This window comes from Pseudomonas sp. FG13 (assembly GCF_057809755.1).
The window spans coordinates 1-12872 of the sequence record NZ_JBMDKO010000054.1; the positions used below are offsets into that span (position 1 = coordinate 1).

Consider the following 12872-nt stretch of genomic DNA (forward strand, 5'->3'; position numbering starts at 1 on the left):
CATTCAACATCTCTGTGACAGATACACCGCTTTCGCGAGCAAGCCCGCTCCCACAAAGGGGTTGTGGTGCTGTGCGATTGCGGTGAACACCTGGAACCCATGTGGGAGCGAGCCTGCTCGCGATGGCGGTGGTTCTGTCACCACCACCGCAAGCCAACCCCGCTTCAAACCTCCGGCAAGGTCGAGCCGCCGTCGACCACAAGGGTCTGGCCAGTCACATAGCTGGCCAGGTCGGACGCCAGGAACAGCATGGCGCCGGCGATGTCGGCCGGTTTGCCCAAGCGCCCCAGAGGGACCCGCCGGGCGATGTCCTGGTTGAGGTCATCGTCACCGAGGTTGGCCATGGCCGGTGTCGCGATCATGCCGGGTTCGACACCGTTGACCCGGACATTCTCAGCCGCCAGTTCCAGCGCCGCGTTGCGAATGAAACCATTGACCCCGGCTTTGGACGCGGCGTAATGGCTGAGCCCCGGATACGCCACCCGTGGGCCGGTGACCGATGAAGTCACCAGCACACAACCTTGGCCCTGGCGCCGGAACATCGGCAGCGCCGCCTGGGTCAGCCAGAACAGCGCCGACAGGTTCACCGCCAGCGTCCGTTCCAGTACCGCCGGCGTAATCTGCTCGAAAGCCGTCAGCGGAAAGTACCCGGCGTTGTGCACCAGCACATCCAGCCGTCCCAGGCGCTGCTCCAGCCCGGCCATCATCGCAGCAATCGCCGTGGCGTCAGCCAGATCAACGCCGACGGCTTCCACCCGACAGCCCTCGGCAGTCAATTCATCGGCGAGCGTTTCGGCCCGTGTCAGGCCCAGGTCGGCGATCACCACGCAGGCCCCGCGCCAGGCGAAGCCTTCGACAATGGCCCGGCCAATGCCTTGGGCACCGCCAGTCACCAGTACCGTCTTACCTGTGAAATCCAGATCATCCGGCATGGGGTATCTCCATTCGGCTGAAGGCCAGTGTCGGCACGTCGACGATGCTGGAACCGCCATCGGCCACCAGCGCCGCGCCGGTGATGATCGACGCGTCCGGGCAAGCCAGGAAGCGACAGATATGGGCAATTTCCTCGGCGCTGGCTGGCCGGCGCAACGGCACGTCGGCGCAGACCCGGGCGTAGGCCTGTTGCAGCGTTTCGCCATGGAACTGCATCAATACCTGCATTTCCTCATCGGCCATCGGTGTGCGGACCCAGCCTGGACAGACGGCATTGACCCGCACGCCTTTTGGCCCGTAATCCCGCGCCAAGGAGCGGTTCAGGCCCAGCAGCGCGTGCTTGGCGGTGGTGTAGCCGCAAACCTGCGGCCCCGCTGCCAATGACGCAATGGAAGCCACCAGCACAATGTTGCCGGCGCTTTCCTGAAGCAGTGGCAAGCAAGCCCGTGCGCTGTAGAACGCGCTGTCGAGGTTGCTGCGCATGGCCGCGTCCCAGGCCTGTGGGCTGGTCTCGGTGGCGCTGCCCTGGCCCATGCCACCGGCACAGGCCAGCAACACATCGAGTCGGCCGAAGCGCTGGCGAATCTGTGCGACGAAACCGTCCCAGGTCGCCGGGCAAGCCGCATCGCCCACCAGCACCAGACCGCCGATCTCTGCGGCCAGTTGCTCCAGGGGCTCGCGGCGTCGGCCAATCAACACCAGGTTGGCGCCTTCGGCCGCGTGCAAACGGGCACAAGCGGCGCCGATCCCGGTGCCAGCGCCGGTAATCACCACGGTGCGAGATTCAGACATCGGGATACTCCGTGCGGTTGAGGACCTGGCAGTAGGAACTGACCGGGAAGTTGGAAAACTCATCGAACGACGCCCCGGCGTAGCCGAAGATCTTGCCGTCGCTGCGATGCTGTTGCAGGTCGATCAGCACCAGGCCGAGGGTCGGGATGATCTTTTCCCGCCAGACGAACAGGTACAGCTCATCGGCGACCTTGTAGGTGTCGCACCGATCGGTGTCGCACAGGCCTTGCTCCACGCCCTTGAGGCATTGCCAGGCATAGAACCGGTCGTTGAGGTAAATGTGTTCGTAGACTTCACTCGGGCTGTAGCGATACAGGTTGCGCAGGCCCACCAGCTCCGTGCTCGGGGCATGCGGGCAGAGGCCTGGCTGCCAAGGGCGATCAAGGCTGCCATGGAGAAATTCGACACCGACAGCCGTCAGCGGCTGACCGGCCAATGCACGCCCGTACAGTCCTTCGCGGGTTTGTGCCTGCTCGGGCATGCGGCCGATCACCGCAGTGAACGCCGCGTTGGCGGTATCGAGCACCAGGCTGACCGACAGGGTTTGCGCGCCTTCAGCCTTGAGGAAGTCCACCAGGTACAACCCGGGGCGTACCGACGTGGCCCGATACGGTGCCGTGCCGCTGGAGTGCCCATCGGCCGCGTGCCACGACAACGTTTCTTGCTCGAATCGGTGCTCGATCTGCCAGCCATTGGCGAAATTCAGGGTGAAGGTCTTGCCGCTCAGGTCCGCCAGGTTGGGCAGGATGAAGGCTTCTGGGGCAAAGCCATCGGCCAGGGCGCCGACGGTGATCCAGTCTGTAGATGTGCTCATTGCAAGGCTCCGGTTGGATGAAGTATCCACCCGGATCATGGGCGCCTGTGCAGCCGCGGACTATCAACCGGATGGTTGAGCCGTGTCAGAGAAACAGCGAACTGACCAACTCGGTGCGGCTGCTCACGCCGACCTTGCGGAACAGGTTGATCAGGTGAGTCTTGATGGTCGGCAAGCCCACATCCAGCTCCCGGGCCAGGTGTTTGTTGCTGACGCCTTGACGCAATAGCAAGGCGATCTGGCGCTCCTTGGGCGTCAAATTGCTCAAGGCATCCTCGTGGGCGGGTAGGTGGGCGACGGCCAGTTGCAGCAGGCCCTGCAAGGCGTTGAGTTGGCTCAGCTGCTGGCTGGTGAAGGCACCTTGTTCGGCGGTGCGCAGCAACGAGATGGCGGCGTGCGGCTGACCGTCCCGACGGGCAAAGACTTCCACCACATCCACAATGCCGTGGCGCTGCAAGAAGCGGCGGTAGCGCTGGTTGTCCCGTACCGGTTGGCGGGCCATCGCCAGGCCCAGCGGCACCACTGCCTGCTCGCCGGACACGCATTTGCGCGGTTGCAGCGGATCGAACTGGCAGTAATTGTCCAGGTAATCGCGGTGCATCTCGCCGCTCATGCCGTGCAGGCTGAAATCATGGGCCTGCAAGTGCCGGTCGACGCAGTAGAAGGCCGCCCGGCTGGCGGGAATCAGCTGGGTGAACGCTTGCAGGCAGTGGCCGGCGATGTCCTGGGTGGCGATCAGGTTCATGGGCGTAACCTTCGTCATACGGGCCGCCGGTGATTCCGGCGGCCCTGTCCGGTCAGGCTACCGCGAAGTAGTGCTTGACGAAACTCTCGCTGACCACTTCCCACAGCACTGGCGTGCCCTTGGTCACGAACCAGCTGTCGCCGGCCTTGTAGCGGGTGCTCTGGCCGGTGGCTTCGTCGGTGAGCACCACTTCGCCGGTGACCACGGTGGCTTGTTCGGCGAAGGGATACACCATCCTGAACTTGCCCTGGGTGGTGCCAAAGTAGGCGCTGCTGATGGCGTCGGTCGGGGCGCCGAAGGTCATCTTGCCGAAGGCTTTGACTTCGCCTTCGAGGATTTGCGAACCCAGGTCGGCAACGGTGCCCCAGGCGTCCAGTTCGGACAGCTGGATGTCTTTCTTGAGGGTGATGAGGGACATGGCAGTGACTCCTGATGATTGAGACGGATGTGGTTTTGTGGCGAGGGGATTTAGCGAGACGTCGCACCGCCCCGTTGGGCTGCGCAGCAGCCCCATAGGCACTCAGATACGGATTCAGGCCCACTACACGTCAGCGACGCCCATTCCAGTAACCCGACAACTGATGCCAGGACTTGCCAGCGGTCAGCAGCAGCGGGCGGATGGCATCTTTGCCGATGATGGTCGGGCGTTTGATAGAGCTGACCAGGTCGTAGCGGGCCGAGCCTTCGCTCATGCCCTCGGCCAGCACCTTGCAGATGATGTGGCTCGGCGTGACACCAAAGCCGGAATAACCCTGGACGAAAAAGGCGTTGCGGCGGCCGGGCAGGGTGCCGATCTGCGGGAACAGATTCGGGCTGCACGCCATCGGACCGCCCCAGGCCAGGTCGATTTTCACGTCCTTGAGGTACGGGAAAATCTTCAGCATCAGGTGTCGGTTCCAGGCCTTGAGGTCCTGGGGGATGTGTTCCACCAGCGGCGTGGCGGCACCGAACAGCAAACGGTTTTCATTGGTGACGCGGTAGTAGTCGATCACCGGGCGAATGTCGCTGTAGGCACCGCGGATCGGGCTGATGCGCTGGATCAACTCGTCCGACAACGGCTCGGTCATCATCTGGAAGGCGTAGGTGTTGATGGTCGAACGATGCAGCTCCGGCTCCAGCTTGTTGAGGAAGCTGTCGCAGGCCCACAGCAGTTTGCTGGCCTTGACCGAGCCGCGCCCGGTGCGCACGGTGATGCGTTCGCCGTAGCTGACCTCCAGGGCCGGGCTGTTTTCAAAGATACGCACGCCGTGGCCGGCCAGGGCCTTGGCTTCGCCCAGCAGCAGGTTCAGCGAATGCACATGCCCGCCGCCCATGTGCAGCAAGGCGCTGCCGTAGGCCTTGGAGCCGATGATCTGCTGGACGTCGGAGCCGCCGAGAAAGCGGATCTCGTGTTTGCTGTTGATCGACTTGAAGTCTTTCTCCCAGGCCCGCAGGGTTTTTTCCTGACGGGCGTTGAAGCCCATGTAGCCATAGCCGTGGCAGAAGTCGGCATCGATGGCGTATTTGGCGATGCGGTCCTTGATGATGTCCGCGCCCAGGTCGCTGATCTCGAAGACCTGGCGCAGACCGTCTTCGCCCACGTCCTTCTTGATCTTTTCCAGGTCATGCCCGATCCCGGCCATGATCTGTCCGCCGTTGCGCCCGGTACCACCGAAGCCCAAGTAGCGCGCCTCGAGCACCACGATATTGGTGATGCCTTTTTCAGCGAGCTCCAGCGCGGTGTTGATGCCGGAGAAACCACCGCCAATCACCACGACATCGGCTTCCACGTCTTGCTCCAGGGTGGGGAAGCTGAGGTTGTACTTCTTGGTGGCGGTGTAATAGGTGGGCGTTTCGATATTGATCATGACGCAACCTGACAAAGTGAAAGGAAACTCCGTGCAGAGCCCTGCACGCGATGCCTCTATTAAGGGCCCGGAGCGGGGCGCTTGTCTTGATCATCCGTGCCGCGGGACTTGATCGAGCGCGCCATCGCTCGGTTCTTTCGCCATGAAAAGTACAATCTTGGATCTGGAAGGTGCATTTTTCGGCTGCCCTTGAATGCCCATACTGGACCGGCCTTAATCATTGATCCCACCATTTCTGCAGCACGAACCTGCAAGTCCAGGTGGGATCGGCAGACGCCAATAATAAAAGAGCCCGTCCATGAAAAAGCCAAATCCGCTGCTCGAAGACCTCAAGCCCATCCTCCCGGTCATCGCCGCCAATGCCTTCCAGGCGGAACAGGACCGAAGCGTTCCGGCCGAGAATATCGCCTTGCTCAAGGGCATCGGTATGCATCGGGCCTTCCTGCCGAAGAAATACGGTGGCATGGAGATTTCCCTGCCACAGTTTGCCGATTGCATCGCGCTGCTGGCCGGCGCCTGTGCCAGTACGGCCTGGGCCATGAGCCTGCTATGCACCCACAGCCATCAGTTGGCGATGTTCCCGGCCAAGACCCAGGAAGAAGTCTGGGGCGACGATCCCGATGCCACCGCCAGCAGCAGCATCGCACCGTTCGGTCGAACCGAAGAGGTTGAGGGTGGCGTGATGTTCAGCGGTGAAATGGGCTGGAGCAGCGGTTGCGATCACGCCGAGTGGGCGATTGTCGGGTTTCGCCGCAAGAACGCCGAAGGCACCCAGGACTATTGCTTCGCGGTACTGCCTCGAAGCGACTATGCCATTCGTGATGACTGGTTCGCGGTGGGCATGCGCGGCAGCGGCAGCAAGACGTTGATCATCGACAACGCGTTTGTGCCGGAACACCGGATCCAGAAAGCCAAGGACATGATGGAAGGCAAGTCCGGCGGCTTCGGCCTGTACCCCGACAGCAAGATATTCTACTCGCCGTATCGGCCGTATTTTGCCAGCGGCTTCTCCACCGTCAGCCTGGGCGTGGCCGAACGCATGCTCGAAGTGTTTCGCGAGAAAACCCGCAACCGCGTGCGCGCCTACACCGGTGCGGCAGTGGGGGCGGCCACCCCGGCGCTCATGCGCCTGGCCGAGTCCACCCACCAAGTGGCGGCGGCCCGGGCCTTCCTCGAAAAAACCTGGCAGGAGCACGCCGAGCACAGCGAGCGTCACGAATACCCGAGCCGGGAAACCCTGGCGTTCTGGCGAACCAACCAGGGCTATGCCACCAAGATGTGCATCCAGGCGGTGGATCGGCTGATGGAAGCGGCCGGCGGTGGCGCCTGGTTCGAAACCAACGAACTGCAACGGCTGTTCCGCGATGCGCACCTCACGGGCGCCCATGCCTACACCGACTACGACGTCTGCGCGCAGATCCTCGGGCGCGAACTGATGGGCCTGGAGCCCGATCCCTCCATGGTGTGACCGCCTGCTCGCCGAGTCCCGCCCATAAAACAATAAATCGAGGCCGTCACCTGAGGCGGCCGGGAGTCTTGCATGTCCAGTATTTCCGATAGCCCCTTCGATACCCGCGCATTCCGCCGCGCCCTGGGTAACTTTGCCACCGGTGTGACGGTGGTCACCGCCGCGGCTGAAGATGGCCGCAAGGTCGGCGTGACGGCCAACAGTTTCAACTCGGTGTCCCTGGACCCGCCGCTGATTCTCTGGAGCATCGACAAACGCTCCAGCAGCCACGGCGTGTTCGAAGCGGCCAGTCACTTTGCCGTGAACGTATTGGCTGCCGACCAGATCGACCTGTCGAACAACTTCGCCCGGCCCAAGGAAGATCGCTTCGCTGATATCGAATTCGATAGCGGCGTCGGTGGGGCGCCGGTGTTCGCCGATTGCGCCGCACGTTTTCACTGTGAAAAATTCCAGCAGGTCGACGGCGGCGATCACTGGATCATGATCGGCAAGGTCGTGGCCTTCGACGACTTCGGACGCTCGCCGCTGCTCTATCACCAGGGCGCCTACTCGATGGTCCTGCCCCACACGCGCATGACCCGACGCGAAGAGGGGCAAGCGCCCAGCAGTCACTTCCAGGGGCGCTTGAGCCACAATCTTTACTACCTGATGACCCAGGCATTGCGGGCGTACCAGGCCAGCTACCAACCACGGCAACTGTCCACTGGATTACGGACCAGCGAAGCGCGGATGTTGATGGTGCTGGAAAATGACGCCGGGCTGAACCTGACTGACCTGCAACGGGAAGTGGCGATGCCGGTGCGAGAAATCGAAGAGGCCGTGGCCAACCTCAAACGCAAGGGCTTGGTGAGCGATGACGGCGACCGGGTGCGCCTGACCGTCAAGGGCATCGACGAAACCGAAGGGCTCTGGGCCATTGCCAGGGAGCAGCAGGACAAGGTGTTCGGCCAGTTTGGCGAAGCTCAGGTGGAGCATTTCAAGACGGTGCTCAAAGGGGTGATCAAGGGCGCTTGATGCAGTTTCGATGCCGAATACAAAAGGCAATAACACCCCAGTACCCTGTGGGAGCGAGCCTGCTCGCGATAGCGGTAGGTCAGTCAATTATCTTGAGACAGACACACCGCCATCGCGAGCAGGCTCGCTCCCACAGGGGGGGGCGGGTGCTCGATTTCACTCACCACGGACAACTGGGCAGCGGTGATGCTAAGATTTAGTTAACTCATTAACTAAATCCCCCGACGAACATTCCTCCATGCCCAAACCGCGCCAATCCTTGACCCTGACCCTGCTACAGGCCCGTGAAGCGGCCATGGGGTTTTTCCGTCCTTCCCTCAATCAACATGGCCTGACCGAGCAGCAATGGCGGGTCATTCGTATCCTCAGCCAGCACGACGAACTGGAGATCAATCGCCTGGCCGAGCTGGCCTGCATCCTCAAGCCCAGCATGACCGGCGTGCTGGTGCGCATGGAGGCGGCGGGCATGGTGGTGCGGCGCAAGGCCGAGCAGGATCAGCGACGGGTCCTGGTGCGCCTGGCACCCCAGGGGCAGGCGTGCTTCGACTCGATGAGCCAGAGCATGGAGGCCAATTACCAGCGATTGCAGGAGAAGTTGGGGGAGGAGAAGTTGCAGACGTTGTTGGGGTTGCTGAATGAGCTAAAGGCGGTCAGGCGCTGAGCTTCCTGTTGCGACTTCTAAGGAGAGAAAGAATAGCTGTGGGAGCAAGGCTTGCCCGCGATGAAGCCATCTCGGTCTCATGGTGAACCGCATCAGCTTTATCGCGGGCAAGCCTTGCTCCCACAGGGTGCTCGACTTGGGTCAGTAAACCCCACCCGTCGCAGGCTTCGGCGCATCCTTGAACGTCGCCGCCAGAGTCTGAAGGCCGCGCATCAGCACGGTCGTGTCCACCCCCACCGCAACGAATGCCGCACCCAGCTCGATGTAACGCCGGGCCAGTTTCTCATCGGCACTGAGGATCCCCGCTGCCTTACCGGCCTGACGAATACGGGCGATGGCGTCCTCGATGGCCGCTTGCACCTCCGGATGGCCCGGATTGCCGCGAAAACCCATGGACGCGCTCAAGTCCGCCGGCCCGATGAACACACCGTCGACGCCTTCCACGGCGGCAATGGCGTCGAGGTTGGCCAGGCCCTCGCGGCTTTCGATCTGCACCAGCAGGCACATCTGTTCATCGGCCTTGTCGAGGTAACCGGGGACGCTGTTCCAGCGCGACGCCCGGGCCAGTGCGCTGCCGACGCCTCGGATGCCGCTGGGCGGGTAGTGCATGGCGCGTACCAGCTCGCGAGCCTGGCCGGCGCTTTCTACCATCGGCACCAACAGAGTCTGCACGCCGAGGTCGAGCACTTGCTTGATCAGCGCGGTGTCGCCGATCACCGGGCGAATCACTGGCTGGCCGGGGTAGGGCGCCACGGCCTGGAGCTGGCCGAGCAGCGTGCGCACGTCATTGGGGGCGTGCTCGCCGTCGATCAGCAGCCAGTCGAAACCGGCATTGGCCGCCAGTTCGGCGCAGTAGGCGTCGGCCAGTCCGAGCCACAGGCCAATCTGCGCCTCGCCACTTTTCAGCCGTTGTTTGAACGTGTTGATCGGCATGTCCATGAAGCAGTCCTCGAACAGTCAGACGAAACGGCAAGCGATGGAACCGAGCATGTCGTAGTCGACATGAAAGGTATCGCCCGGGTTGGCCGCCACCGGGCGGGTGAAGGAACCACCGAGGATGACCTGCCCCGGTTGCAGGGTGACGTCATAGGCCGCCAGCTTGTTCGCCAGCCAGGCCACGCCTTTGGCCGGGTGATTGAGCACCGCCGCCGAAACGCCGGACTCCTCGATCACGCCGTTGCGGTAGAGCACCGCCGGCACTTTGCGCAGGTCGATCTCGGTGGGACGCACCGCGCGACCGCCCATGACCACGCCGGCGTTGGCGGCATTGTCCGAGATGGTGTCGAAGACCTTGCGGGTGGCCTTGGTCTGCGGGTCGACCTGCTGGATGCGCGCATCGATGATTTCCAGCGCCGGGATCACCCATTCGGTTGCATCCAGCACGTCGAACACCGTCACGTTCGGGCCTTTCAACGGCTTGCCGAGGATGAACGCCAGCTCCACTTCCACCCGTGGGACGATGAAGCGCTCGAAGGGAATGTCGGTGCCTTCGTCGAAGAACATGTCGTCCAGCAGCGCGCCGTAGTCCGGCTCGGTGATGTTCGAAGAGACTTGCATGGCCCGGGAGGTCAGGCCGATCTTGTGGCCGACCAGCTTGCGGCCATCCTTGATTTTCTGTGACACCCAGGCGCGCTGGATGGCATAGGCGTCATCGAGGGTGATCTGCGGGTGATCGAGGGAAAACTGCCGCACCTGTTCCCGTGAGCGCTCGGCATGGTCGAGGCGGGCGGCGGCTTGCTGGATGAGGCTTTGATCGAGCATGACAAGGTCCCTATTGAGGATTGACGACGGCGGCCCGGGTGCGCAGCACCAGCAGGCCACCCAGGGTGATGAACAGCGCCAGGACATAAAGGGCCAGGCTGGCGCTCTGGGTGGTGTCCCGCATCCAGCCGATGAGGTAGGGCGCGAAGAATGAGGCGATGCTGCCGAAGGAACTAATCAGGGCAATCCCGGCGGCCTGGGTGTTGTTGGAAAGGAAGGCGGGCGGCAATTGCCAGAACATCGGCAACGCGGCGCTGGCACCCATGCCGGCGACAATCAGGCCTCCGAGCACCAGCGTCGAGTTGCCGGGGGAGAGCCCGGCGATGGCGATGCCAGCCGCCGCCATCAGCAGCGGCACGCACAGGTGCCAGCGGCGTTCACGATTGCGATCCGAAGAACGACCGCAGCCGATCATGAAGAAACAGCCCGCCAGGTAGGGCACCGCACTGAGCAAGCCGACCTTGCCATCGCTGCCGATACCGGCGCCGTGGATCAGGGTGGGCATCCAGAAGGCCAGGGTGTTTACCGCCAGCATCACGGCGAAGTACACCGCCACCAGCAACCAGACCTGCGGGTTATTGAGGATCGCCGAGAACGAGGTGATGGATTTTCGCTGCTCCTCGACACTCAGTTGTTCGCGCAGTTGCTGCTTGGCGTGGGGCGTGAGCCAGCCGACCGTCTCGAAACTGTCCGGCAGGCACTTGAGCACCACCAGGCCCAGCAGGATCACCGGCAACCCCTCGAGGACGAACATCCACTGCCAGCCGCGCAGGCCGCCCACCTCGTGGAAGTGTTCGAGAATCCCTCCGGACAACGGCCCGCCTATAACCCCCGCCATCGGTACGGCGATGGCGAACAGCGCGGTTACCTGGGCCCGACGTCGCGCCGGGTACCAGCGATTGAGAAAGACCAGGATGCCCGGGAAGAACCCGGCTTCGGCCACCCCCAGCAGAAAGCGCAGCACATAAAAACCGGCGGCGCTGTCAATCAGGAACATGCTGGTGGACAAGGCCCCCCAGACCACCATCAGCGTGGCGATCCAGCGGCGTGGTCCGACCCGGTCCAGGGCCATGTTGCTCGGCACGCCAAACAGCGCGTAGGCGAGGAAGAACAGGCCGGCGCCGAAGCCGTAGACCGTGTCGCTGAACTGCAGGTCGGCGCTCATCTGCATCTTGGCGAAGCCGATGTTGATGCGGTCCAGGTGGGCAAACAGGTAGCAGACCAACAGCAACGGCATCAGCCGCCAGGTGATCGTGGCGTGGGTGCGGTCGTGCGCGACGGAGCCGGCAGTGCCAGCGGGATTGGCTATGCTCATGATCTTGTACTTTTTGTCAGAGGGCCGATGGGTAACTGCAGGCGCGCTTAGCTCGTCCGGGCCTTGAGAAAGGCGTGGACGTTGTTGGCCTTGAAGTTGAGTTGCTCGTGCAGTTCGATCATCTCGAACGACAATGCCAGCAGGCGCTGGGCCTGGAGTTCGGCGAAGTGCGCGGTGATCACCTCGAAGAGTTGCTCCGCGACTTTCTGGCGGGTGGCGAGGTCGCGGCCGTGGCCGACTTTCAGCGTCATGTGCACGAAGGCGTAGTCATGCTTGCCATCGGCCATGCGCCAGGTGTCCAGGCGCACCCCCCGGCTGCGGATGCCGCCGAGGGGAAACACGCCGCTGTCGCCCAGCAAGGCGTGGACCTTTTCAAACAGGCCGGGCAAGTCAGCCTGTTGTTCGATGTTGTCGGTGTACTCAGCGATGAAGTGCGGCATCGTCGGATCTCCTGCGTAGGCTGGTCAAACCGGAAAAATGGCGTTGATCTGGCCGGTGCCGGAGCTGCCGAAGGGTTCGGTGATGATTTCGGCGGGCTTGTCGTAGTCCGGTCCGCCCAGCAACCCCAGGAGCATCGCCGTGTCATGCATCTTGCCTTCGCCGAAGCAGTGCTCGGCGTAGTCCGGGAGCATGGCGCAGAATTCCTTCCAGCGACCCTCGCGCCACATCTGGACGACGTGCAGGTCGACTTGCTTGTCGAATTCCCGGGTCCAGTTATGGATGTTGGCTTCGGCGTTGCGATCATCGGAGAACCGGTGGGACAGCGAGCCGGACGCCAGCACCAGCACCTTGCGGTCGCTTTTTTCGATGGCCCGGCGCACGGCGGCGCCGAAGGTGAAGCTGTCTTGCAGACGATGCCAGGCACACCAGGCGGCAATCGAGACGACGTTGAGCTTCTGCTCCGGCGGGACGTCCATGTGCATGTAGCGCATGGGCACCAGCGTGCCGTATTCCAGTTCCAGGCTGGGGATGTTGTGGGCCAGGGTACGGACATCGGCGGCGTTGGCTTCAGCGGCAATCAGCTCGCCCAGTTCCGGGGCCCCCGAGTACTCGTACTCCATGTTCTTGATGAAGTGCGGCAGCTCGTTGCTGGTGTAGATGCCCTTGAAATGTTCGCCGCTGTTGACGTGATAGGCGCTGTTGACCAGCCAGTGCACATCGAACACCACGGCGGTATCGGCACCCAGCTCACGGGCGCGGCGGCCGATTTCCTTGTGCCCGGCGATCGCTGCCGCACGGCAGCCATGGTGCTTGCCGGGCAGCTCGGACAGGTACATCGAGGGAACGTGGCAGATCTTCGCAGCCAGGACGACTTCGCCCATGATGATTCTCCTGAAAAATTGTTCTTGTTGGGTCTTGGGTAATCGGTGAGTCACAACCTGTTCTTAATGGACCACAGCCCTTGTGGCGAGGGGATTTATCCCCGCTGGGCTGCGAAGCAGACCCAAAACCAGACACCTCGGTGTATCAGGTTGGCCAGGGTTGACTGATTCGGGGCCGCTTCGCAGCCCAGCGGGGATAA

14 protein-coding genes are annotated in these 12872 nt (G+C 62.8%); 3 read left to right on the top strand and 11 right to left on the bottom strand.

Annotation, left to right across the window (positions count from 1 at the left end; all coding sequences use genetic code 11):
* Positions 1–164: 164 nt before the first annotated feature.
* From ACODTO_RS26035 to ACODTO_RS26060, 6 genes are all read right to left on the bottom strand, one after another.
* Positions 165–932, bottom strand: a complete 768-nt coding sequence (locus tag ACODTO_RS26035; protein WP_139642360.1) for an SDR family oxidoreductase — start codon at positions 930–932, stop codon at positions 165–167.
* Complete coding sequence (locus ACODTO_RS26040) at positions 922–1725, bottom strand: SDR family NAD(P)-dependent oxidoreductase (RefSeq protein ID WP_464711617.1); 804 nt, start codon at positions 1723–1725, stop codon at positions 922–924. Before ACODTO_RS26040 ends, ACODTO_RS26035 begins: the two co-directional genes overlap by 11 nt.
* Positions 1718–2539 (bottom strand): molybdenum cofactor biosynthesis F family protein, encoded by an 822-nt coding sequence (locus tag ACODTO_RS26045; RefSeq protein ID WP_489107273.1) that lies wholly within the window; start codon positions 2537–2539, stop codon positions 1718–1720. Before ACODTO_RS26045 ends, ACODTO_RS26040 begins: the two co-directional genes overlap by 8 nt.
* Positions 2540–2624: 85 nt before the next feature.
* Positions 2625–3284, bottom strand: coding sequence for a helix-turn-helix transcriptional regulator (locus tag ACODTO_RS26050; RefSeq protein ID WP_489107274.1), 660 nt, complete (start codon positions 3282–3284; stop codon positions 2625–2627).
* Positions 3285–3336: 52 nt separating this feature from the next.
* Entirely contained in the window at positions 3337–3702 is a 366-nt protein-coding gene (locus tag ACODTO_RS26055) for a cupin domain-containing protein (protein WP_139642369.1), read from the bottom strand.
* 130 nt (positions 3703–3832) lie between these two features.
* Positions 3833–5131: an NAD(P)/FAD-dependent oxidoreductase gene (locus ACODTO_RS26060; protein WP_024779817.1), complete on the bottom strand. Its 1299-nt coding sequence runs from the start codon at positions 5129–5131 to the stop codon at positions 3833–3835.
* 298 nt (positions 5132–5429) lie between these two features.
* On the opposite strand from ACODTO_RS26060, the gene ACODTO_RS26065 reads away from it, so the two are divergent.
* The 3 genes from ACODTO_RS26065 (at position 5430) to hpaR (ending at position 8274) form a co-directional block, all read left to right on the top strand.
* Positions 5430–6599 carry a p-hydroxyphenylacetate 3-hydroxylase oxygenase component gene (locus ACODTO_RS26065; protein ID WP_139642371.1) on the top strand — a complete coding sequence of 390 codons (1170 nt, stop codon included), beginning with the start codon at positions 5430–5432 and terminating at the stop codon, positions 6597–6599.
* A gap of 72 nt (positions 6600–6671) precedes the next feature.
* Positions 6672–7613 (top strand): p-hydroxyphenylacetate 3-hydroxylase reductase component, encoded by a 942-nt coding sequence (locus tag ACODTO_RS26070; protein WP_139642373.1) that lies wholly within the window; start codon positions 6672–6674, stop codon positions 7611–7613.
* A gap of 238 nt (positions 7614–7851) precedes the next feature.
* Positions 7852–8274: a homoprotocatechuate degradation operon regulator HpaR gene (gene hpaR / locus ACODTO_RS26075; protein ID WP_041020126.1), complete on the top strand. Its 423-nt coding sequence runs from the start codon at positions 7852–7854 to the stop codon at positions 8272–8274.
* A gap of 141 nt (positions 8275–8415) precedes the next feature.
* Here the strand turns inward: hpaR and hpaI are convergent, their stop codons facing one another.
* The 5 genes from hpaI to hpaD are packed head-to-tail and all read right to left on the bottom strand — an operon-like array spanning position 8416 to position 12672.
* Positions 8416–9213, bottom strand: coding sequence for a 4-hydroxy-2-oxoheptanedioate aldolase (gene hpaI, locus ACODTO_RS26080; RefSeq protein WP_139642375.1), 798 nt, complete (start codon positions 9211–9213; stop codon positions 8416–8418).
* 18 nt (positions 9214–9231) lie between these two features.
* Entirely contained in the window at positions 9232–10035 is an 804-nt protein-coding gene (gene hpaH, locus ACODTO_RS26085; protein ID WP_139642377.1) for a 2-oxo-hept-4-ene-1,7-dioate hydratase, read from the bottom strand.
* 10 nt (positions 10036–10045) lie between these two features.
* Positions 10046–11350 (bottom strand): MFS transporter, encoded by a 1305-nt coding sequence (locus ACODTO_RS26090; protein WP_489107275.1) that lies wholly within the window; start codon positions 11348–11350, stop codon positions 10046–10048.
* Between the two features lie 47 nt (positions 11351–11397).
* A complete protein-coding gene (locus ACODTO_RS26095; protein ID WP_139642382.1) occupies positions 11398–11790 on the bottom strand; it encodes a tautomerase family protein in 393 nt (130 codons plus the stop codon).
* 24 nt (positions 11791–11814) lie between these two features.
* Entirely contained in the window at positions 11815–12672 is an 858-nt protein-coding gene (gene hpaD, locus ACODTO_RS26100) for a 3,4-dihydroxyphenylacetate 2,3-dioxygenase (protein ID WP_024779825.1), read from the bottom strand.
* Positions 12673–12872 lie beyond the last annotated feature (200 nt).

Bases quoted from the DNA above. Each gene is read 5' to 3' on its own strand.
- ACODTO_RS26050 (WP_489107274.1), bottom strand. From the start codon at position 3,284: ATGAACCTGATCGCCACCCAGGACATCGCCGGCCACTGCCTGCAAGCG.
- ACODTO_RS26070 (WP_139642373.1), top strand. From the start codon at position 6,672: ATGTCCAGTATTTCCGATAGCCCCTTCGATACCCGCGCATTCCGCCGC.
- ACODTO_RS26065 (WP_139642371.1), top strand. From the start codon at position 5,430: ATGAAAAAGCCAAATCCGCTGCTCGAAGACCTCAAGCCCATCCTCCCG.
- ACODTO_RS26045 (WP_489107273.1), bottom strand. From the start codon at position 2,539: ATGAGCACATCTACAGACTGGATCACCGTCGGCGCCCTGGCCGATGGC.
- hpaD (WP_024779825.1), bottom strand. From the start codon at position 12,672: ATGGGCGAAGTCGTCCTGGCTGCGAAGATCTGCCACGTTCCCTCGATG.
- ACODTO_RS26060 (WP_024779817.1), bottom strand. From the start codon at position 5,131: ATGATCAATATCGAAACGCCCACCTATTACACCGCCACCAAGAAGTAC.
- ACODTO_RS26095 (WP_139642382.1), bottom strand. From the start codon at position 11,790: ATGCCGCACTTCATCGCTGAGTACACCGACAACATCGAACAACAGGCT.
- hpaI (WP_139642375.1), bottom strand. From the start codon at position 9,213: ATGGACATGCCGATCAACACGTTCAAACAACGGCTGAAAAGTGGCGAG.
- hpaH (WP_139642377.1), bottom strand. From the start codon at position 10,035: ATGCTCGATCAAAGCCTCATCCAGCAAGCCGCCGCCCGCCTCGACCAT.
- ACODTO_RS26090 (WP_489107275.1), bottom strand. From the start codon at position 11,350: ATGAGCATAGCCAATCCCGCTGGCACTGCCGGCTCCGTCGCGCACGAC.
- ACODTO_RS26035 (WP_139642360.1), bottom strand. From the start codon at position 932: ATGCCGGATGATCTGGATTTCACAGGTAAGACGGTACTGGTGACTGGC.
- ACODTO_RS26040 (WP_464711617.1), bottom strand. From the start codon at position 1,725: ATGTCTGAATCTCGCACCGTGGTGATTACCGGCGCTGGCACCGGGATC.
- hpaR (WP_041020126.1), top strand. From the start codon at position 7,852: ATGCCCAAACCGCGCCAATCCTTGACCCTGACCCTGCTACAGGCCCGT.
- ACODTO_RS26055 (WP_139642369.1), bottom strand. From the start codon at position 3,702: ATGTCCCTCATCACCCTCAAGAAAGACATCCAGCTGTCCGAACTGGAC.